Genomic DNA, 19,893 nt, shown 5'->3' with positions numbered 1-19,893 from the left:
TTAATGTGGGCAATTCGTGGGCAACATCATTTCCCCAATCTGTAAACCCCTTGATTTATAAGGACTTTCCTATTACAAAAAAGGAGGTTCTTCCTATAATTTAAGTCAGAAATATTTTTGCTCTATTTGACCAAAGCGCTTTGTATAAAAACCTGTATCACTGTTCCATTTTTCGACAACAAACGAACATTTGCTCTACTTCACCGCCTAAAACAATTGATATTTTTGGCTCACGTGGGCAATTTGTGGGCAAACTCTATCTTCAAAACCCTTGCAAAACGATACTATATATGATATCATAATAAGTGTAGAAAGGAGTTGAGAAATGGCTAAGATAACAAAGCTCATCGAAAAGATGAGAAGGAATCGGAAGGGAATAACCTTCGCCGAAATAAAGAAAGTCCTCGAACATGCCGGGTACAGTGAAGTAAGAGTTCGCGGCTCTCACCATCACTTCCGGAATGCACAAGGACTTCTGACAACGGTCAAGCGCGACGATCCGGTTAACCCGGAAGCAGTCAAAGACGCGCTCGAAAGGTTAGGGCAGTAGCCAGAGGGGAGCAATCCCCTCCTCCCTTCCTCTCCCTATATCTTATGCCGAAAATTATGAAAAATCAAAAGGATGTCGCTTACTATTTGTCCTTGCCTTATACGTTCCAAATCCGCCGCGTGGAGGAAGATTCCAAAGGTCGGTATTGGGCTAACGTGAAAGAATTGGACGGCTGCCATACGTCCGGGGATACCTGGGAGGAAGCATATGCCGAACTGCAGGAAGTGTTAAAGGATCACATCGAGATTAAGCTGGAGCATGGCGATCCGATCCCGGAGCCTCATGAGAGTTTTAGTGGCAAAATTCTGGTACGGCTGCCGAAATCGCTCCACCAGCAGCTTATTTTCAAGGCCGATGAAGAGGGTATCTCGCTCAACCAATACATGCTTTATAAGCTTAGCAAGTAACCAAAGTCCTTCAAGAACTTTCGCTATCGTTTTGGTCGATAGCGATTCACTCACCCCTTTTGTGGGGGCAGTAACCCGTCTGATGATGGCCGGAGGGGAACCGGCCGAAACGGACTCCTGAAAGATTAGGAGTCGTCGCGGGAACCCGCTGCGAGCTGGCCGTGCATGGCCGGCCTTTACATCATAAATACCTCAAATAATAAACGTTGGGAGATGATTAAACATGCAAAAAGGCGATCAAGTACGGAATCATGGAGATAGTGTGATGCACGGCAGCGAGGGCGAGGTTGTAGAAGTGCTGGATGGATTCATCCGGGTTAAGTTCGTCAATTGGGGCGGCCCATTTGTAGTAAAGATTTATGAAGGCTATGTGCGGCCAGCCGCTGCTCAGGGCGCGTAAATGACGCGCTGGATGCGAGAGGCTGCGGATCAACTCGGAGGCTACCGGACCGGCACGCTCGTCGTCGAGAACGGAGTTGTTAGCCTCCAGGATGCCGCTGGGTCGTTAACTGAACTGATGGACGTTGATCGGATAGAAGTGGTCAACGAAGACGTATACAAGCCCGTTACGCTGGAGGAGGCTTTGACGCTGCGGACGGTGGATGGGTGGCCGTTGCTGGCGGGGTTGTATTCGAGGGTCAAGATTTGGAAATAATAATCATGTGGCCCCTTCCAATAAATTAGACCCGTTAGCATATGCCGACGGGTCTTTGCTTGGGTAAGGAAACATTTCCTACGCTTTTGCTTTCAGACGGCGGCGCTCATCGATCAGGACCTTAAGCAGCAGCAGCTCAGAATAAGTCAGTGTCTTATCACGTGCAGCCTGTACCCATTTCCAATCAGTAATGGTCCCGTCGTTATAAGCATCCCCGAGGTACTTGTCCAGCTCCTCCCAAGCCCATGCATCATACTCCAATACCTTGTTCATCTCGTTTTCCTCCCCCGTGCAATCCTTGTATTCGGCCACAACATCCGCGACCAGCATTTCCATCGTCTTCCCGAGCTGCGCCAGCGCTACCTTTGGATCAATCTTTCGCTCAGGGTCCAGTTGGTAATGCCCGGCGATATGAGTCGGCGGGATTCCGTGCTTATAGCAGGCGTAAGCCAGCACCCAAACATATCGTTTATAGGATTCCTGCAGATCGATCTTGCCGCCGTAGCACAGCTCTACACCGCCCGCGCAGTCGTTCGAGTCATCCCCATACATCTGGTTATCGATAGGTGGATTATAGCGGACATGCCATGCCTTTTCCGGTGGAGCTGTCAGGAACGGGATGCACTCAATTATCTCTTTGTCATCGACAAAGATATGTGCGCTGGCATCGTCATCGTTTCGGGATCGCTCGTAATATGCGACATTGCCCGCCGCGGTACTGCTGGGGTTACCTGTATCATGAGCGACCATGAACCGGCAGCGATCCAACGGTAAGCAAGGCCGTCTGCGCGACGGCCCCGATAGGTATCTTTGGATGATGGGGTATTTTTGCTTAAAGGGCATCCTTGCTCCCTCCATCGCTGGCGTTACCCGCCTGCTTGACCAACTGATGGCCATAGACGGCAGCAGCTCCGCATAGGATGCCTTGCACCGTCGCCTCGGCCGTAAGCCCAAACATCCAGTACACGACGCTTAACGCAAAGACAGAGACGAGATATACGACGGACCAGTTAGGTACGCGCGGAGTTTGCTTGAGTACATATCCAAGCGCCCAACATGCGGCAACAACGATCAGGAGTTTCGGGTCTACGAGTTGTCCGATATCTTCAATAGTCATAAGTCATCCACCTTTCGAGAATAGCTGATATACGATGAGCAGGATTGTCCCGCCGAGAACGTATTTCAGGAATGTCATCCATTCTTTTTGACTGTTCTTCCGCTCATCCACAGAGGCAGTCTGCGACTGCTGCAGCAGCGAAAACAACTTCATTTCGAGAGTATCGAACCTTGTCATAATCTGACTAAATTGTATTTCGATGACCCGCGTCGTCTCTTTAAGTTGCCGAATATCGTCCTCATGCCGTTTCTGCGTTTCTTCGAGGAGGCGCAGTTTTTGCTGGTCTGCCAACCCTTGATTATTGATCCGAAGCATTTCCGGCTGAATTGCTTGTAATTGTTCTTCCACCAGTTTGAGCCGGTTGAGCGCTTCGCCGCTTATCAACTCTGTCATACGCCCGCCTTCCTGCTCGTTCATCATGCGAGCAAATAAAATAGCCCCGATTGCTCGGGGCCTTGAATTACTCTGCAGCCGGTACTGCATCCTCCAGGTCCGGACGGCGCGCATAGACCTGAGCCAGTACAAGCTCTTGATCCACCGCTGCCATGTTGTAGCTATTGACGATATCAATGATGCCGCCTTCTCCGCTGTCATAACGCGTAATGCAGGCATTAGCGATGATCCGTACCTTTGGCTGTGACATTGCCATGACTATTCACCTCCCCCGGTTAATATCTCGGCCATGATAAGCTCCACGTCTGCTAGTCGCGCCTTGAGGTCGGCGTTTTCGTCCTGCAGCGTCGCGATCCGTTCCCCCATCGTCGGCCCGCTCGGCTGCTCCGGAGGCTCCGAAAGCGGCGCTGGCGTCCATACTCCGTCCTCGTAGATGTCGCCCAGGTTAACGTCATCCTCCGGACCGAGGAGGATCATGTTCGGCAATTCGACCTCACCCGATAACTCCGCAACAGTCCTAACTCGCTTCTGTTCATCAATCTCAGCGTATCTATACATGCGCTTTCCTCCTAGATAGATTCCTCGATTTCCCACGAACAATCAAAGCCGCCCAAATTGTAGGCGTAAAACTCTATTGTAGTAGGATTGATCAATTTTGCGTAAAAGCTGCTATTGGTGGAGTACTCAGGCGTTGACCTGCCTGCAAAACTCAAAATCCGCAGCCTCGCTTTACTTAAATCTACCGCGTTGATCGTTGCATAAGCGGTCTGAGGGGCTGCTGTACTGCTAGGTATAGCCGTCGTTCCCCGCTGCATTGGTTTCCATGCTCCCACTGGTTGCCACCCCGTTCCATTCCAAAATTCGACCGTGCCGCCGTTGTTGCGCATCATCAGCGAGTTGCCGGATGTCAAAATCGACCCTGACGGCCCGCCTAGCACGTAGTCAAGCATTGTGCCATCGCTTGGCCGCTGTTGCCTAAAGAGCCACCCATCGCCACCCTCAACGTTACGCGACGAGTACATGACTTTCCGGCGATAACTCGTATTAGGCGCGCCGGTGTCCTCGATCGTCACCGTAGCGTCGCCGCTCTGCACAAACGCAGCGGCAGGTGCAGTCAGCCCGCCAGTCATCGTATCGCCGTCGCGCTTGACCGCATTTTCGAGCGTCGTCCGCGGCGCTGTGGTTACGGATGACTTGCCCGTAATCCCCTTAATCAGCGACATAATGCCGGAGAGCAGCGTTGTCAGAGTGCCCGTCAGCGTTGGCGTCGTCGTATCGTTGAGCGTCCGGTTACCCATGACCGTATCCGTAGCAGCTCCGTCAGCCAACTTGGCGGCTGTGACGATCTTGCTGCCGAGGTGATCTGTGCCAACCGATCCCGGCGGATGATCCATAACGGCTGCCGTCCGGTGCGTGGCGAGCGCTGCCGTTACGCTGGCGATGTTGATCTCGTTGTTTTTGCTGTATGCCTCGGCGAGGATCAGCGCCCAATCATGGACCGTCAGCTTCGTTTGAGCGTCGGCGAGCGCCTGTGCAATCGTGCTGATCGCGCTGCCGGGATTGCCGGGGTACTCGACGCGGCCGTCTATGGCGTTGGCGGTCATGTTTTGGCGGTCCAAGGCGATATAGGTGACGTAGTACTTTGCGCTAGGGTCGTAATTTGCTGCTGAGATTTGAGCAATGACTGCACCATAGGCATATGGATCGGTTGCAAATGACCATTTATAATCTCTTTCCGCACCTTTATAGACAGCGAGAATTCTTGCCGCTCTGTATTTCAGCGGAGAGTTTGGAGTGTAATTGGGATGGCCTGTTACGTTTATTCGGTAGAATCCACCGCCACTAGAGTTATACCCGACTGTTGCTAACTCCCGCCTGATCACGCCCTCGGTCAGCTCGACCAGATTGCCGCCGCTATGCATCGAGATAGCGCCCTCTAGGGTTACGGCCTCATCGACGGCCTGCGCCCGCTGATACACAAGAGTTGCCCAGCCGGTCCAGCCCGGTGCTTTGTTGGCGCTGACATATGCCTCCGTGTTGGTTGGTGGTGCGGACCCAGTTAGTACTGACACCCACGAATTATACACGGTACCATTATTGCCTACCGCCTTCCATCCGTTCATAGCCGCTGCTGCGGCCCCATCGTTGGGATGAATGGCATCAGTCCACCCAGTGTCAGCGGCAGCGAGTGTAAGATACAGAAAGCCGTCGGAGTTAAGATTGAACATATCCGCATTTGATGTAACACCGGGCGAAAGTGGCTTTCCGTCAAATTTGGACGCCTTGGATGCCGTCGATGGAGTCTCAACCGGAACGTAATTTGTTCCGATACCTAATGCCGCTGCACTAGATCGCACACGCTTATAGCCGGTCGAACTGGTGTTATATTTCCAGCCCTGTGATCCCTCCAGCGTAACCTCCCGAAATCTTCCGAATTTATACCAAACGTTATCGCGCTGAAACAACAGGTCGAAAACGCCGCTGATCGGATCGGCAGCGAGCTTACCCGGCTTACCGTCGCTGTCCGTCACAAAGACGGCATAATCATCATTGCGCGGTTCGAACGATTGCGGCAGGTCTGATGATGTGCCGAGGATGAGCATGGGATTGGTAAAAACGAACGTTCCGGCAGCTTGCGATGTGACATGTATTTGCAAAAACGCAGTCCCCGCCGGTGTTGTGAATGATGTTGGGCTCGATACAATGGCGCTACCTATATTCGCTCCGTTCGCATCTTTCGCATAAATGTCATTTCGTTGGTTGGCAATATACGCGTTACCAACCGAAAACACATATTGAGTGTTAGGCAATGCGGGAATAGTAATGGTTGAGTTTTGAAATGACCCGGTAGCATTTAGTGTCAGCTTATACGGTTCCGTAGCCGCCGCATTTGCGTGCAACGTCCACTCCGTAAACGGAGGCAGCAAGTTGCGCCCAGTCTTGACGATCGCCGGGTACGTCACCGACTGCATGCCGTTTACGAATGGCAGATGATCGCGGATGTTGGATGCCGTTATCGTCGTACCTACGGCAGCGTATGTGGTCGCATCTACCTCGTACAGGCTTGCCCCATCGAAATACGCATCGAAATCATCGCTCCCGCTGTACCGACCGAATAAAAATCGGATTCCTGACCTACCGGTGAATTTAACGTAAAGCGTCTGCCATTGGTTTAGTGCAGCGGTGTTGAATGGCATAATTGCACCGTTGCTGAATCCGCCTTTATCGTATATAGCGAGATTTGGAGCATTCACAAATCGAGTCACATACGCATCCACTACGGCCACATATGTCTTGGTAGCGTCCAGGTCGATATCCCTATATGCTGCTCGGGATGCTCCGGTCCCAAACATTTTGAAGCTGGCGTCGCCGTAGCGTTTTACCGTTGTATCTACCGTAACGGCTGCTGTAGTCCATCCCGTAAGGTTCTCGCAGTCTCCGATGATACCGAGGATATTCTGCAACGTCATCCCCTGCACCGTCACCCGCGCCGGTCCACTCTGGTCTGCGGTGATTACCTGGAGACCGTGTCTCAATGGTGCGGATAGGGTTAGGCCATCTTTGAGCTTTGCTAAGATATCCTCGATGTTGTTTTTAAATGTGTCATGGTCATAGGCAGTAAAAAAACGGGCTACCTTGCTGCCCGCGCTCCATGCTTTGGCCTGCCCCTGAAATGCCCGCGTTACACCGGTCAAGGTGTTGCTGCTGATCCCGGTGTAAAGGATCGTTTCCGCCGACTCGTCCGTGCCGATCGTCACCAAATTAGGCGCTGGCGGCAGCAACGATGCATTAACCACAGGAACTGTTGTCTGCGTTGCATTTATTCCAGCCGTCAATTCCGTCTGCGGCGAATTTACCACCGCGCTATACATAGGTAATTGAGCCATAGTGTCCTCCCCTTTATTTGCCTATCTTCTTAAGCCACTCGCCCGTCTGAACGACCGTCCATAGTATTTCAGCTACTTTGGCATGCCCGGTGTCGTTCATGTGCAAATTGTCGGCGTTCAAATTGGTCCCCGCCGCCTCCGCAGGAGTCCAAGCTTGTTCGAAATGACACAAATCGATTCCTGTCTCGCTGGCCACCTCACCGAACATTGTCCGATATGCAACAAGGCGAGTTTCATTTGCCGCCGGGGTAAGCGTATGAGGGTTGCACAAGATGATGTGAGCTTTCGGATTACGGCTCTTGAATGCCTTCACAATCCTAACCATGTGCGGTTTAACATCAGCAGCCGGGGCGTTTGCGTATGCATCGTTTGCCCCGATGTTGATCGTAATCAGATCGACTTCGTTGTAAATCCCAAACGTTTCCAAGCTTTTCGACGCATCCGAAGCTTTTGCTCCGCTCCATCCGATGTTGTCATATTTGATGGCCCCGTATTGCTCCCGGATGCGCTCTGCAATGATCTTGGGATAAAGCTTGCTGCCATCCGTCACTGTGTTGTAGGTGGATGAACTGCCCACCGCCAAGTATCTGCCGCCTCTACGCATTATTAGCAACCTCCACTCCAAAAATCGTGCCATAGAATAACCCATCAGCAGATGTGTTTTTATAGCCGATCTCGATTTTCCCCAGTCCTACCACGGCCATCTCGCCTTCAAAGGTTACGCGCTGTGTTTCTCTGGCTTTAACAGGGAATTGATATTCAAGCATTGTTTGTGGCTGATATCCTGTAAAAGTACCAGGAGTGATGCGGACGAGCAGCAATGCCTCAACCGTCGAAGATACAACAATTTCCTTCGGATAGAGTACGAATCCGGCATTGGGAGATTTGGATGTGGAGTACACCGCATTTCCGGTTGTAGTCATTGCCACTCCATCAGCTTTAGACATGATGTATTTCCCGCCATCTCGTATGAGTCGCGCCCAAAATGTCTCATTGATCGATACAACGCTTTGACCAACTGCGGTTGAAAATGGATTTTCGGTAGCTCCTCCGCCCCCGGCTCCTCCTTTCGCTATTTGCTCCAATAGATCAGCAATATTAACTATGGTTCCGTCTTCCTTGATGCGCCGCCCTGTTCCGGGAAATGAATGTTGAATGTCTGCCAAAACTTTTCACCTCCATGCAAAATAGCCCCGAAACCTGTCGGGGCTTTAGATTGTATATATGTGGTATACTGGTCCTAAAAAGGAGTTGATACCCTTGAAGAAATTAATCATCGCCCTATCCCTCGGTATGCTGATCGGCTCAGCTACCACGGCCATAGCCGCAACGAGCGAGACAGTGCAAGCGACTATCGCTAAGTTCGTTATAAAGGTCAATGGACAGGAAAAACAGCTCGCCACATCCCCTATCGTCGTGGACGGAAATTCTTATCTCCCGGTCCGCGAAGTCGCCGGGCTGCTCGGGGCCGAAGTAGGCTACGATGATGCAACCCGCACGATTTCATTGCAAACGCCTGTTCCCGTTGATAAACTGGAGGAAAAGACGGGAGCAGGTGCAAACATGACTGAAACTGGATATCGGGTAGGAATCAGAGCTGTCATGGATTTTTTAGTCAAAAAGCACTCATTGTCAATTAAAGATAGTCCAAACGTTGGCGTCGATGAAGAAAGTCCACAGCAAAAGGTCATACTTTGGTTCAACGGAAATAAATATCACCTTGATTACTTTGAAACAGATCCTTCAGGGGATACGCTAGTCGATGTCGGCCCATTGTTAGAATCCAAGGTGTTGACGATTGAAGATTTGAAGAATGTTCAATAGTCTCCCCCTCCGCGTGATTGGCAGAACAATTTTGTATTAATGCTGGCCACAATGCGACCGAGGCTGTTCGGGATCACCTCAACAGTGTGCCAGCCTCGGTTTATTTTTCCTCCGCCATCCTTCGAAAGAAATGGGATGATATCAATATCGTCCATATTCGTCCCCGTCCCGGGTATGATTACTCCATCCACTTTCACCGTAACTGCTGAAGGTGTAGGCCCTTCGAATATTCCGTATTCCATTTCGTGATTATGAGCAGGTATCTGATGCGTATGGTCCATTTCATGCGTATGAGCAGCGATCTGATGTGTGTGTTCCATGTTATGGACGTGGCTGCCTATTGTATGAGTGTGGTCCATTTCATGAACGTGAGGCGGAAGATTAATTTTATGTGCGTGCAGGTATTGTTGATGTGTATGAGTGCCGGAAGGAACCCACGTTACATATCCACCTCCAACCGTCATAAGTTGAACTCCTGAATCAATACCATGGTCATGATGTCCACTTACGTTTGTATTATCGATAGGGCTTATAGAAGGAGTGACGATTTGGTTGTTAGAATTTGTTTCAACTACAGCCCCTCCGCTCTCCGTCGTTGTCTTGCTGCTCGGTCCCGACGTTGTTGCTCCTCCTGATGCCGTTGTCGTTGTGCTGCTTGCCCCGCTAGTCTGTCCGCCACCGCTGGCAGTTGTGGTCTTGCTGCTCGGTCCGCTCGAGACGGCCGGAGCTGCTTGGATAGGGCGGTTATAACCCCTGAACGCCTCGGACTTGTATGACAGCAGCACCTTGTTAATCCGGACAGCTTGCTCATCGATACGGAACCGCAGTACGGCCGGATGCGTCGGATCGCAGTTATCCGCGAAGTCATGGGAGTCCAGGTTTGTAGCTCCCTGGGCGTACAGCTCGTTAATCTGCAGCCGCGTCTGGATCGCCGCCATGCTATCGAATAGCGTCTGCACCCTGTTCGCTATCTCCAGTTCAACCTCCCCAGGCCGGCCCAGCATATCGCGCTTGCTCTTTCGAACCACGCGGGCCATGAAGTCGATCCCTAACGCCTTATCCTGTACCCTTACGATGCATCCAGGATAGAACTTATAGATGGGCGTATCAGTCAGTTTGCTGATATCCGACGCCATTACCCTGTATGAGACTTTCGGGTGCTTGTACTCTTCCAGGTAAGCCTCACAACGCGCTAGGAGCGTTTCCGGGTATTCGATCCGCCTATCTGTCAGCACGCGCGATACAAGGCCGTATTGCGCCTGTGAAGCCGTGTCTTCGATATATGGCAGGCCACCGTTAATCGATTCGAATGTCAGTTGGTTTACACCCTCCCCGTAGCCGAACCCATAGATTCGGTTGCATAGGGATGTGGGGTCAACCGTCTTCTCGATCCCCTGCATGTTGACCCCGTATCTGATGTACGTCTCGACGTTCTTGGGAGGCTCTACAAGGTTCAAGCGCCACGGATATACAGTTGTGTCGAACTTCCATTCGAACGGCTCAGTGAACGGCTTAACGACGCTCCAGAGGGCGGCGAGCAGTGTTTCATTCTCCCAGTTGTATTCGAATTGCCGGGTGAAGTTTACGGTCCCGAGTTGCCAACGCTTGACGCTTTGCTTGCTCAAGATGTACTGAAGCGCGTCTAAGGTATAATACCCCAAGTTACCGACCGTGTGGTAACGATAGAGCAGATCGTCAAGCAGCGTAATCAGTACATGCTCGCATTTGTAAGTGATAACTTGATTACCTTGGGACCGGGATACCGTTTGACTGGCTATACGGAACAATTCGATCCGTTCCCGGCCGTCGTAAACCTCCACGAAATACAGAGGCTTGCACTCTACCGTTTTCGGATCGTTAGCCGGTAAGCTGAATTGAGCATTCCACATCGCATTGAACGGCATGTCGTACCCAATGTTAAAAGCATTCTCCAAATAGGCTACCTTTCTCATCTGGTTATCATAAACGGTTATTGGCGCGTTCGGCATATGGCCCTCCTAGCAAGCTTGTGTTCGAATTCCACTATCTTTTCCCACGATACCCGCCTCATAGGTTCGCAGACTAATTCATAGGCGATACGCATCTGATGTGCTGCAATGTCATATGCAATATGCCCGGTCGCCGTTCCAAGCCCGGGGCAAATTACTTTTCGGATTGGCAGGAGTCCATTTTGCGAACAGGTATCATTATGATTTTGGATAGCCTGCAAAGCCGCTTTCATAGCTAGAAAGACATTGATTGTTCCAAGGATTGGCATGGGTATTCGCATCGTTGGAGCATATGCCACAAAAGGGTGCTTTTGGTCTTTGGTCGGCACAATCAACGCCGTTCCGACAGGTTGGATACTTGCATGAAATGCAAAAATGTATCCTCTCACCCGATGCTCCAATTGAGGACCGAAGAATCTAGAGACGTGCAAATCAAACCCGCCATCCATGATCCCGTAACTGTTTCCGGGAGTGATTATGCAGTCCCATTCTTTGATGTCAGTGAATGACCCATTGACGACCGAGACGCGTTCCAATCCTTCGAAGCATTCCTCGAATTCCCCGCAAAGTTCCTTGTTTATGTCAACAAGAATCAGTTCGATATCATGCATGTAATGGACCTCCTACACGAATTTATCTCGGTGCGTGATACGGATCAGCACTGACCGCCCCGCTGCCGTGTCTTGGTACAAGAAATCGTTGCTGCCGACGTTCAGGTTAAAGAAATCCCCCGTAAAATTATGAAGGATGTTCACACCATTTTTGGTTACAGATAGTTGCTTGGAATCGATAACGATCTTGTCACCTGGAGCAAAGTTTCCGGTAAACTCCAGCACGTCCACATGATATCGGCGAGCATCCGCAGAAAGATCGCCCTGGCCGTCAATGATCGCCCCTTGAAAGATTTCCCGGCTAATAGTTGCGGACAGATCACCCTGCCCGTCCATCGTAATCGCAAAGAAAATCTCCCGAGTCGCATCCGCCTGCAAGTCACCTCGCCCATCGATCCTAGCCCCGGTGTACATCTCTGCTACTGTACGGACGGTCAAATCACCGAATCCGTCAATCCTCACCGCAGCATAAATGTCCACGACAGCGAATCGGTTAAAGGGCATTCGGTTATAAAAGCCGCGATTGAACATCGTTCGGCCCCCTCTTACCTCATGGTCTGGATAACGGCATCGATCGGCAAGCGCAACCGGTCGCCGGTCAATATCGTCCTCGGGTTATTGATCTGGTCATAAGACAGCAGCGTGCCGCCTGTGGCCGCATCCCGCAGCCCGATATGCGTTACCGTGCCCCAATCGGCCGAGGCAATCGGAAAAACTATCTCAGCACTATTTTTACTCGTCGGCTTTGTGACTGTCCCGAGTTGCCCGGTCTTATTGTTGTACTCGCTGTATGAATCGTTTGTCGGAGCACTAAACGTGATAGCCTGTCTTACATAGCCCCCGCCTGTAACCTCTGTGCCCGTGTCAGCTCCCGTAGGGTTAGAGGTATAAAGGGCGACGTAAATGGTTGTAGGCCGAGTGTAGTTCGTATTTCTAAACACCTGATTGAGCAACGCCGTAGCAAGCGTGTTTGAAAGTGGCATGGTGCTCACTCCTATCCTTGGTCGATTTCATATTCGTTTTGGATCCTAAAGCTCGTAATGGTCGTGTTTCCCGTATTGGTCAATTCGATAACCGGCTCGGTCCGGATGTCGCCCGCCGATTGGATGGTAAAAGCTCGTGGCGATGTCACCACTGTCTGCTCCCAAAGTTGCTCAACCCCAAGCGCATACGGTTCATATGCCGTCAATGGCAGCATAAACCGTCCATGTCCCGCTATTCGATCGATGGGCATGGCCCCGCTGTATCGGACGTTATAGACTCGATCCGGATGGGCTTCAAACACCAATTCGACGGTTCGAGGACGGCCGTAGCTATCGACCAGCAATCGCATGAATGTTTCAATGCGATGCTGCAGCTCGATGTGATTCCGGGAGATGATTGCACAATCCAACGAAAAAAGCCTGGGTTCCATATCGGCCCCGAAGTCCATGGCCCCGTTCCGTCCGGGGATCGCAAGCAAGTTGTCCCGGGTGCTGGGAAGACCCGGGCGCTGGCTCCTACCTGTCACTATCATGCCAAGTTCCGCAGGGGTCCTTCCGGCTATCCTTAATACACTCATGTCTGCATTCCCCCTGAGTATCTGTTTTCCGACAAGGACAAATCATTGATTTCTTGGGCCAGTTTGCGGATATCGTCGTCACTTCGAATCGTGATATTTGCCCCGGCGAACAGCCCTTCCATGTTCACTTGATTTACGACACTCCCGCCCGTAGACCCAAAGCCCGACATGCCAGAACCGGGAGAAGCGAGATAGGGAGTTGCGGCGTCCGCCAACATGCCCGCCTGCCTCTCGACATCGTGAAGGGAGTTTTTCATCCCAATTGCCAGGCCCTCACCCGTCCATTCACCAATCTGCATTGTAACTTTGGATGGGGAGTTAATCCCCAAGATGCCCTTAAGCTGATCGGCGATGCCTTGCCCAAATGACCGGATTCGCTTGCCAATTTCGGATTCCTTGGATGTGAAGCCTTCCAGGAAAAATGTCAGCACATCAGAACCGGTTTTCTTCCAGTCAATATTTTTGATGTGGTCCACGTAATTGTCCCAGCTTTTTTGTTGATCCAGGAAGAAGGTATCCCACTTGCCTTTAACTTCTCCGGTTTGCCAGTTGACGTAATTGACATATTCAGTCGCCTGCAGCTTGGCTTGCTCTACAACTCTTTTATGCATATCCTCGGCGGCAGTTACTGATTCATCCCTCTGCCGCTTTGCATCGGCGATTAATGCATCAGCTTGTTCGGCTGTGATGGACTTGCTTTCATCCCGCTGCCGAATGACGGCATCCATTACAGAGGTATATTGCTCCTCAGCGGCCTTCACCGTCTTTTCCTTTTGCTCGTTACTGTTCTTCACGACCTCGGCAGCTTGCTGTGCGGTGACTTCTGCTGAGTCCGCCTTGAGTTTTTCAAGAAGTACCTTCTGTTCTCTGATGCTGTCACCCAGCGCTTTCTCAGCCTGTTTGTTCATGGTTTCCCGAATCTTATTTATCTCGTCATACTCTTGCTGAGTGATCCCCCTTTTTTCAGTCAAGGCATTCAAGAGGATTTCTGCAACCCTGGTTTGGCTCGCCCTTACTTCCTCTTCGCTTTTCGTGTTGTTTTCTTGAGCTTTTGCAAGGGCTTTTGCTTCCTCTTCATCGGTTAGCACGGAGCTGTCAGCAAAGAATCTCGATAGTTCAGTGATCTGTTTTCCATGAGATTCCTTTAAATTAGCAAGAATGGTATTTCCCATCCCGAAGAAGGTATCGGCAATATCAGCAGCCGTATTATCCGTTACCGTTTTACCGGACCAATACAACTCATTGAGCTGTACAATCGATCGATCTTTTAACCCGATGAAAGCTTCCACTGCTTTATCTTTGGTCGTTTCGGCTGCTCCCGCGGTGTTTTCGATGGCCGGTTTGAGCTGCGTTTCCAACGTCTGCGCTAATTGATCGGCGGACAGATTCGCTCCATCCAGACCGGCGATAAGACCGCCGCCCATCCCGCCTCCAGCTCCGTCGCCTTTCGCAGCTTTCTCTACGTCTTTTAGCTTAGCTTCCAAGGCTTCGAGCTGCACAACCTGATTGGCAATATCCGGCGCAATATCCAAGGCCGTTTTTACAGCGTCGGAAGTTGTGCTAAGACCCTCCAAACCTTTCTTCAGAGAATCAGAGAAGTTCTTTCCGGCTTCCTGCCACTTGGGGTTGTAGGTATCAAGGAGCTGAACGATTTCTTCGTTTTTTTGATCAAGCACAAGTTTTCGCGCTTCGGCTTGAATGTTCTCTTCTTGCTTGAGCGTATCATAGTGTTTTTTTACGGCTTCCTTCTCATCTTTCAGCCGCCCCTCGACCGCTTTCAGACGCTCCTTCTCCGTCTCTTTCAGGGCTTCGTATGCTTTCTTTGTTTCATCCTTCTGGTCCGCCAAAGACTCTTTGACGGCTTCCAGCTTGTCCTTCTCGGTTTCTTTGCGGTCATCGGTTTCGGTTTTAAGCTGCTCTTTACGTTGAGCTGCTGCTTCCTTGATCGCATCGATCTGAGCCTTGAGCGCATCCTTTTGCTGCTGCCGGGATTCGAGTAACTGTTCCCGCTCCCGATTGGCTATTTCTTCGTTAATGTCATCTTGCAGCCTTGCTTTTTCCTCGGCGGTTGCCGCTGCATCCAGTTGCTTCCTCAGCTCAGTGATACGGCTCTGGTACTCGCTTTCCTTGCGGGCCTTGTCTTCAGCCTTGGTCTGCGCGTCGATCCCGTCAATCTGCTCCTGGATGGCTTTGGTCTGCTCGTATGCCTCGGAGTCGATCAGTTTGAGCTTTTCGTTGTATTCCTTATCGATAAGCTTGAGACGGGCATCCGATGCCTTACGTTCACTTTCAACCTGTTTGTCCAGGCTTTTAACCCGGGACTCGTACTCTTTTTCGTGAAGTTTTATCGTCTCCTCAGAGGTGCGTTTCTCATTGGATAGCTGTTCGTCCAAAGCTTCCGACTGTGCTTGTTCTGCTTCGTCGTATCGCTTCTTTAGCGCCGTCACAATCGCAGCTCCGATTTGATTCAGCGTTTCTTTATTGGATTCGACGGACTTCTTCATGGCATCTACGGTTTCTTTGAGGGCATCAACGGACTGCTGCTTGCCTTCTTTGATTCCGTCCGTAATCCCCTTCACAAGTCCAGCCCCGACGGCCTTGCCACTCGATTCGGCACTCTTAGCTGTTCCGGCCAACTCCGATCGGAACTTCTGAAAACTGCCAGTAGAGGATTGCAACGCATCTGCTGACGCTGCCTTGAATCGATTAGTGTTGTGAATCGAAGAGTTGATAAGGCTATTCACGGCCATAAACGTCGATATAAGCGTCGCTATAGCCGCCACCACTAAACCTATCGGACCAGTTGAGGCAGTTATTGCAGGCCCAATGAGGCGTAAGCCTGCCACGATCTGAGGAATATAGCCGATCAAGAGCAGCAAAGGACCCGTCAGCAACGTGAGTCCGGCTGTCAGGCTCGCCCCCACGACCACCGCCGTCTGCATGCCATCAGACATGCCATTGAACTTGTTGACGATATCCGTCAATGCATCCGCGGTCTTTCGGACTGCGGGAGATAGCTTAGAACCAATACTGATTGCTGCGGATTCAACCGCACCCGTTAATTGATCGACGCTGCCCTTGAGATTATCCTTCATGATGTCGGCGGCATTCTTCGATGCTCCCGCGCTGTTTTGCAGCGACTTGGTATAAGCATCAAACTTCGTCTTGCCCTGATCGACGAGGACCATCATTCCGCTGACTGTCTCAAGTCCGAATATGGTAGCAAGCGCCGCGGCCTTCTGTGCTTCCGTCTGGCCAGCCAGTTTTTTGTTGAGTTGGTCGATGATATCGCTAAACGGTAGCATTTTCCCGCTTGTATCCACGATAGATACGCCCAGGGCATTCAGTACGTCCTTCGCTTCTTTTGGAGGGTCAACAAGCCGCAGGAGAGCCGCCCGGAGCGTTGTCCCAGCTTGCTCGGACTTTATTCCCGCGTTGCCCATTTCTATTAATGCCGCGCCAACCTCTTCGAGCGATACGCCCAGCGCCTTAGCAGGAGGACCAACGAACTTGAGGGAGTATGCCATATCCTGAACGCTGATCGCCGACGAGTTAGCAGCTTGAGCAAGAATATCCGCAACCCTTCCCGCTTCTGCCGCCTGGAGACCGAAACCATTAAGCGTGGAGGCCATCGTTTCGGCCACGAGCGACATCTCTTCACCCGATGCGGCGGTGGCGGATAATACGCCCGGCATGGCTGCCATGATCTGGCTTGCATTGAATCCGGCTGCGGCCAGCTCTTGCATGCCTTCTGCGACCTGTGAGGCTGAAAATGAAGTGGATGCGCCAAGGTCGATGGCCTGCTTGCGTAGCGCGGCAAACTCATCTGCTGTCGCATTTGCCAGCCCCTTCACTTTGGACATGGCAGCATCAAATTCCATCGTCTGCTTTACAGCGGCCCCAAGCCCCGCGCCCATCGCCACGCCCGCCGCCGTAATAGCAGCCCCCGCCATCTTGATCCGGTCGAAGGTATTGCCCAGCGATTTTGATGCCTGATCGAAAGATTCCTGATAATCCTTGCCCAATCTGCTAACCGATTTGGATTGCTGCTTAAGCTCGTTGTCCGTACTGGACAGACGGTTTTCAAGGCCGCGCAGCTCCTGCTCGGTTTTTGCCACTTCCCGCTGAAATGCCCGGTATTGCCCTTCTGAAATGTCACCTTTGGCAAACTGCTCGTTCACTTGCTGCTGGGCCATCTTCAGCCGGTTAAGTTTTTCCCGGCTGCTTTCAATGGCATCCCCAAGCAGTTTTTGCTTTTGAGCCAGCAGTTCGGTGTTCGTCGGATCGAGCTTGAGCAGTTTCTCGACCTGCTTCAGTTCCGTCTGAATGTCCCGGCTTTTCTTGTTCACATCAGATAGGGCGGCGGCCAGCGCCGTCGTATCTGCCCCAATCACGACGTTTATGCCGCGAATTGTCTCTGCCATGCTTCCGCCCCCTATCTATAAAATGCGTCAATATCCGCTTGGTCTGCCTCTTTTGCTTCTTCGTCCTGGTTTCCTGTATAGGCTTTGGCGATATCGAATAAATCGGCCACCCGAAGCTCATTAATCTCCATTAAGCTGAGGCCGATCCGCTTTCCTACCGCCAACAACTCCGTATCCATGCGGCCGGGTGCCCTGTTACTCTTGGGGTGGTTTTGCTCCTTTACGAAAAAAGCCGTCTGCGGCTTCCTCCAAAGCACCCATTAGAAACTCTTCGTCCGTGAAGTCCACGGCCTCCAAGCTTCCGAGCCATTCGATAAAGGGCGGGAAGGTCTTGCCGAAAGCATCGGCCTTCGCCATCGCCCAGACAAGCTGCAGCATTAAGACCGAATCAAAGTGACTCATATCCTTGCGAAACTTTTCCAAAGTAATGAAATCAGCAACCAGGTCCGTCTTGAATTCCTGCTTGTAATACAAAAGAGCCAGGGGCGTCGCCCTGACTCTGATCTCTTGTTCGCCGAACTTTAAGATTCTCATTTTATACCACCACCAGACCGAGGATTGCCGTCGAAAGCGCTGTGTTTGCTGAATCAACCTGCGCTTGGGCCGCGCTACCGTTCGAGTTAACCGTAGTCGCCGCTGTCTTGGCTGCCGTCAACTTGGTCCACGTGGCAGGCGTATAATTGGCTTGTGTCAGGCTGTTAGCAAAAGCGATGTTTGCCGCCAGCGCCGTCTTGCTCGCCGCCCCAAAAGTTGGAACAGTCACCGCGGAGAAGAAGGCATTATAAGCTGCTGCATTCGTATCGGACAGTTCGATATCGCCCTTGACGATTGTCCTTCCGCCGATCTCCATCGGGGACACAACAATGCTCAGGACATCCGTCGAAGGGGTAATGGTTTCGTTTTTGGTTGTCCGCTCTTTTGCCGGTCGGCTGGCTTGGCAGTTGAAGTATACAAAGCGGCGGTTCTTCTGATCGCCCTGAACTTGCCCCATCAGTGCAAATTTCTTTGCGATGCCATCGGATACTTCTACGAGCATGCCGTTTGCGTCGATCTGCCATCCAAGCATCTCAGCAAGTACCGCATCCGGCACAAGGGCCATTTCCAATTCTGCGGTGTACCCGTTATTGCTTGTAGCCACAAAATAGGCCGTATTGTCCGCATAGAAGGTACTTGCTTCACCTACTGTCGTAGGTGTCCAGCGCACCGCGCCTGGGATGGGAATCGGCGCTTTCCAAGCCGGTTGTGTGGGGCTTGTTTCATCAACGAATGCGATATGCACCTTTTCCAAACCGAATGTAACTTTATTGTTCGCCATGGTTTAACCTCCAATGAGTTGAATTTCATAAATGATCTGCCGGAGTTTTTCTGTCTCCAGCCACGTCTCAAGCTTGCTGTACGGGAATCGATTGGCTTTCAATACGTCTTGCAGCAGTTTCTCCGTTTCCGGTTCTTTCATTTTTGTATACAGTTCTACCTGCATGTTGCCGATCTCGACGTAGTTGTGATTGTCGGCCTGTAGGTCGCTTGAATAGGCAAATTGCAGCGTGATGAAAGGCGGGGGCGGCGATGGTGCAGGAAACTCCCCGTATGCTACCGGCAGCCCTGTAGACTTGAGGATGGTAACCAATTCCGCCAAGGTCATGACCCGCCCCCGTTCTGGATGATCCGCTTAATGTCGGACGCCAAGTTTCCAGCGTGTTTATCGTATGCTGGCCGTAAATGGGGATAAGCCCGGACCCGTCCTCCGCCGCGTTTGGCGTGTCCAAATTCGAGCAGATGCACCCTGCGGGAGTCCTTTTTGTTCCAGATAACCCGGCGTGACTTGCCTTCGTATCCTTGTTTTGTTTTCTTAAAGCCCTTTGCGTATTCACCCGAGCGCTTGGGAGCTGCCTGCCGGGTATCCTCAAGCACTGCATCAGCCACAACATCCACTTTCTTATCGATCGCCTCGGACACATCTTCGGTATACTCCCGAACGGCGTCCGTTATAGCTGAAGCCAGTTGGTCAATGCTGATGTTAGCCATCTGCCGCCACCCTTTCACAGACAAGCTCCAGTTCTTCGATCCCCGTCGAATAGGTACGGATGATCCGATATAACTGCCCTTCGAATTGCAGCGTCCGCTCCCCGTTGTACTCGTAGGCATGTACAGTGAACGTCAGCTCCGGCCGAAGACCGGCAGCAGCAGCGTTGTAAAACTCATTACGGCCTATGGATTTCAGGCTGCAAAGGATCGTTGTATCATTCTCCTGGGGAATCTGATTGCCATTCTCGTCGCTTTCGTATCCGACCTGTCCAATTAAGGTTACCTCATGGTCGTATGTCATCGCCCCGGACCCCCTGAATGAATCATCAAGTTATGCAACCGAAATTGCAGATGTCGCGGCATCGCCCCGTCACTATCCCTGGACTGATACCTCCATGTTGCAAGGTCCACGCAAAACATCAAATGGCTGGCGTCGTCAGGCTGCAGCGCA

General features: G+C 51.5%; 25 protein-coding genes. 5 read left to right on the top strand and 20 right to left on the bottom strand.

Annotated features, from left to right (window positions below; all coding sequences use genetic code 11):
* Positions 1-325 precede the first annotated feature (325 nt).
* The 4 genes from BLR08_RS07765 to BLR08_RS07755 all read left to right on the top strand — a co-directional run bounded on the left by BLR08_RS07765 (position 326) and on the right by BLR08_RS07755 (position 1,612).
* Positions 326-550 carry a type II toxin-antitoxin system HicA family toxin gene (locus BLR08_RS07765; RefSeq protein WP_072328619.1) on the top strand — a complete coding sequence of 75 codons (225 nt, stop codon included), beginning with the start codon at positions 326-328 and terminating at the stop codon, positions 548-550.
* A gap of 56 nt (positions 551-606) precedes the next feature.
* The gene (locus BLR08_RS07760; RefSeq protein WP_083536798.1) at positions 607-957 is read left to right on the top strand and encodes a type II toxin-antitoxin system HicB family antitoxin; all 351 of its coding nucleotides are present in this window, start codon (positions 607-609) and stop codon (positions 955-957) included.
* Positions 958-1,180: 223 nt separating this feature from the next.
* On the top strand, positions 1,181-1,357 hold the full coding sequence (locus tag BLR08_RS31050; protein WP_176835451.1) for a hypothetical protein: 177 nt from the start codon (positions 1,181-1,183) through the stop codon (positions 1,355-1,357).
* Positions 1,358-1,612 carry a hypothetical protein gene (locus BLR08_RS07755; protein ID WP_083536759.1) on the top strand — a complete coding sequence of 85 codons (255 nt, stop codon included), beginning with the start codon at positions 1,358-1,360 and terminating at the stop codon, positions 1,610-1,612.
* 78 nt (positions 1,613-1,690) lie between these two features.
* Here the strand turns inward: BLR08_RS07755 and BLR08_RS07750 are convergent, their stop codons facing one another.
* The 8 genes from BLR08_RS07750 to BLR08_RS07715 all read right to left on the bottom strand — a co-directional run bounded on the left by BLR08_RS07750 (position 1,691) and on the right by BLR08_RS07715 (position 8,175).
* Positions 1,691-2,455, bottom strand: coding sequence for a peptidoglycan recognition protein family protein (locus BLR08_RS07750; RefSeq protein ID WP_072328617.1), 765 nt, complete (start codon positions 2,453-2,455; stop codon positions 1,691-1,693).
* Positions 2,445-2,729: a phage holin family protein gene (locus BLR08_RS07745; protein ID WP_072328616.1), complete on the bottom strand. Its 285-nt coding sequence runs from the start codon at positions 2,727-2,729 to the stop codon at positions 2,445-2,447. Before BLR08_RS07745 ends, BLR08_RS07750 begins: the two co-directional genes overlap by 11 nt.
* Positions 2,730-2,732: 3 nt before the next feature.
* Entirely contained in the window at positions 2,733-3,122 is a 390-nt protein-coding gene (locus BLR08_RS07740) for a hypothetical protein (protein WP_083536757.1), read from the bottom strand.
* A 67-nt stretch (positions 3,123-3,189) separates the two neighbouring features.
* Positions 3,190-3,378 carry a hypothetical protein gene (locus BLR08_RS07735; RefSeq protein ID WP_072328615.1) on the bottom strand — a complete coding sequence of 63 codons (189 nt, stop codon included), beginning with the start codon at positions 3,376-3,378 and terminating at the stop codon, positions 3,190-3,192.
* A gap of 2 nt (positions 3,379-3,380) precedes the next feature.
* Positions 3,381-3,680, bottom strand: a complete 300-nt coding sequence (locus BLR08_RS07730) for a hypothetical protein (protein ID WP_072328614.1) — start codon at positions 3,678-3,680, stop codon at positions 3,381-3,383.
* A gap of 11 nt (positions 3,681-3,691) precedes the next feature.
* Positions 3,692-7,009, bottom strand: a complete 3,318-nt coding sequence (locus tag BLR08_RS07725) for a hypothetical protein (RefSeq protein ID WP_072328613.1) — start codon at positions 7,007-7,009, stop codon at positions 3,692-3,694.
* 13 nt (positions 7,010-7,022) lie between these two features.
* Positions 7,023-7,613, bottom strand: a complete 591-nt coding sequence (locus BLR08_RS07720) for an SGNH/GDSL hydrolase family protein (protein ID WP_072328612.1) — start codon at positions 7,611-7,613, stop codon at positions 7,023-7,025.
* Positions 7,606-8,175 (bottom strand): hypothetical protein, encoded by a 570-nt coding sequence (locus tag BLR08_RS07715; RefSeq protein ID WP_072328611.1) that lies wholly within the window; start codon positions 8,173-8,175, stop codon positions 7,606-7,608. Before BLR08_RS07715 ends, BLR08_RS07720 begins: the two co-directional genes overlap by 8 nt.
* Before the next feature lie 94 nt (positions 8,176-8,269).
* On the opposite strand from BLR08_RS07715, the gene BLR08_RS07710 reads away from it, so the two are divergent.
* Positions 8,270-8,833: a copper amine oxidase N-terminal domain-containing protein gene (locus BLR08_RS07710; RefSeq protein WP_072328610.1), complete on the top strand. Its 564-nt coding sequence runs from the start codon at positions 8,270-8,272 to the stop codon at positions 8,831-8,833.
* Here BLR08_RS07710 and BLR08_RS07705 read toward each other — a convergent pair.
* The 12 genes from BLR08_RS07705 to BLR08_RS07655 are packed head-to-tail and all read right to left on the bottom strand — an operon-like array spanning position 8,827 to position 19,743.
* The gene (locus BLR08_RS07705; protein ID WP_072328609.1) at positions 8,827-10,821 is read right to left on the bottom strand and encodes a phage tail protein; all 1,995 of its coding nucleotides are present in this window, start codon (positions 10,819-10,821) and stop codon (positions 8,827-8,829) included. The two genes, BLR08_RS07710 and BLR08_RS07705, sit on opposite strands and share 7 nt — an antisense overlap.
* Positions 10,803-11,432 (bottom strand): macro domain-containing protein, encoded by a 630-nt coding sequence (locus BLR08_RS07700; protein ID WP_083536751.1) that lies wholly within the window; start codon positions 11,430-11,432, stop codon positions 10,803-10,805. The genes BLR08_RS07705 and BLR08_RS07700 overlap by 19 nt, the downstream gene beginning before the upstream one ends.
* 12 nt (positions 11,433-11,444) lie before the next feature.
* Positions 11,445-11,963 carry a phage distal tail protein gene (locus tag BLR08_RS07695; protein ID WP_072328608.1) on the bottom strand — a complete coding sequence of 173 codons (519 nt, stop codon included), beginning with the start codon at positions 11,961-11,963 and terminating at the stop codon, positions 11,445-11,447.
* A 14-nt stretch (positions 11,964-11,977) separates the two neighbouring features.
* A complete protein-coding gene (locus tag BLR08_RS07690) occupies positions 11,978-12,415 on the bottom strand; it encodes a phage tail fiber protein (protein ID WP_072328607.1) in 438 nt (145 codons plus the stop codon).
* An 11-nt stretch (positions 12,416-12,426) separates the two neighbouring features.
* Positions 12,427-12,993 carry a phage tail domain-containing protein gene (locus BLR08_RS07685; RefSeq protein ID WP_072328606.1) on the bottom strand — a complete coding sequence of 189 codons (567 nt, stop codon included), beginning with the start codon at positions 12,991-12,993 and terminating at the stop codon, positions 12,427-12,429.
* Positions 12,990-17,417 carry a phage tail tape measure protein gene (locus BLR08_RS07680; RefSeq protein WP_072328605.1) on the bottom strand — a complete coding sequence of 1,476 codons (4,428 nt, stop codon included), beginning with the start codon at positions 17,415-17,417 and terminating at the stop codon, positions 12,990-12,992. The genes BLR08_RS07685 and BLR08_RS07680 overlap by 4 nt, the downstream gene beginning before the upstream one ends.
* Positions 17,418-17,428: 11 nt before the next feature.
* The gene (locus BLR08_RS31045) at positions 17,429-17,596 is read right to left on the bottom strand and encodes a hypothetical protein (protein ID WP_176835450.1); all 168 of its coding nucleotides are present in this window, start codon (positions 17,594-17,596) and stop codon (positions 17,429-17,431) included.
* Between the two features lie 16 nt (positions 17,597-17,612).
* The gene (locus BLR08_RS07675; protein ID WP_072328604.1) at positions 17,613-17,951 is read right to left on the bottom strand and encodes a hypothetical protein; all 339 of its coding nucleotides are present in this window, start codon (positions 17,949-17,951) and stop codon (positions 17,613-17,615) included.
* Position 17,952: 1 nt separating this feature from the next.
* Entirely contained in the window at positions 17,953-18,732 is a 780-nt protein-coding gene (locus BLR08_RS07670; protein WP_083536749.1) for a major tail protein, read from the bottom strand.
* A 3-nt stretch (positions 18,733-18,735) separates the two neighbouring features.
* Positions 18,736-19,059 carry a hypothetical protein gene (locus BLR08_RS07665; protein ID WP_072328603.1) on the bottom strand — a complete coding sequence of 108 codons (324 nt, stop codon included), beginning with the start codon at positions 19,057-19,059 and terminating at the stop codon, positions 18,736-18,738.
* On the bottom strand, positions 19,056-19,442 hold the full coding sequence (locus tag BLR08_RS07660; RefSeq protein ID WP_072328602.1) for an HK97 gp10 family phage protein: 387 nt from the start codon (positions 19,440-19,442) through the stop codon (positions 19,056-19,058). The genes BLR08_RS07665 and BLR08_RS07660 overlap by 4 nt, the downstream gene beginning before the upstream one ends.
* On the bottom strand, positions 19,435-19,743 hold the full coding sequence (locus BLR08_RS07655; protein WP_072328601.1) for a phage head closure protein: 309 nt from the start codon (positions 19,741-19,743) through the stop codon (positions 19,435-19,437). Before BLR08_RS07655 ends, BLR08_RS07660 begins: the two co-directional genes overlap by 8 nt.
* Between the last annotated feature and the right edge of the window lie 150 nt (positions 19,744-19,893).

It is taken from the genome of Paenibacillus sp. cl123 (assembly GCF_900101595.1).
Taxonomy (GTDB): Bacteria; Bacillota; Bacilli; order Paenibacillales; family NBRC-103111; genus Paenibacillus_G.
Note: the sequence above shows the minus strand (reverse complement) of the source record. Positions and strands in the feature narration are given on the sequence as shown.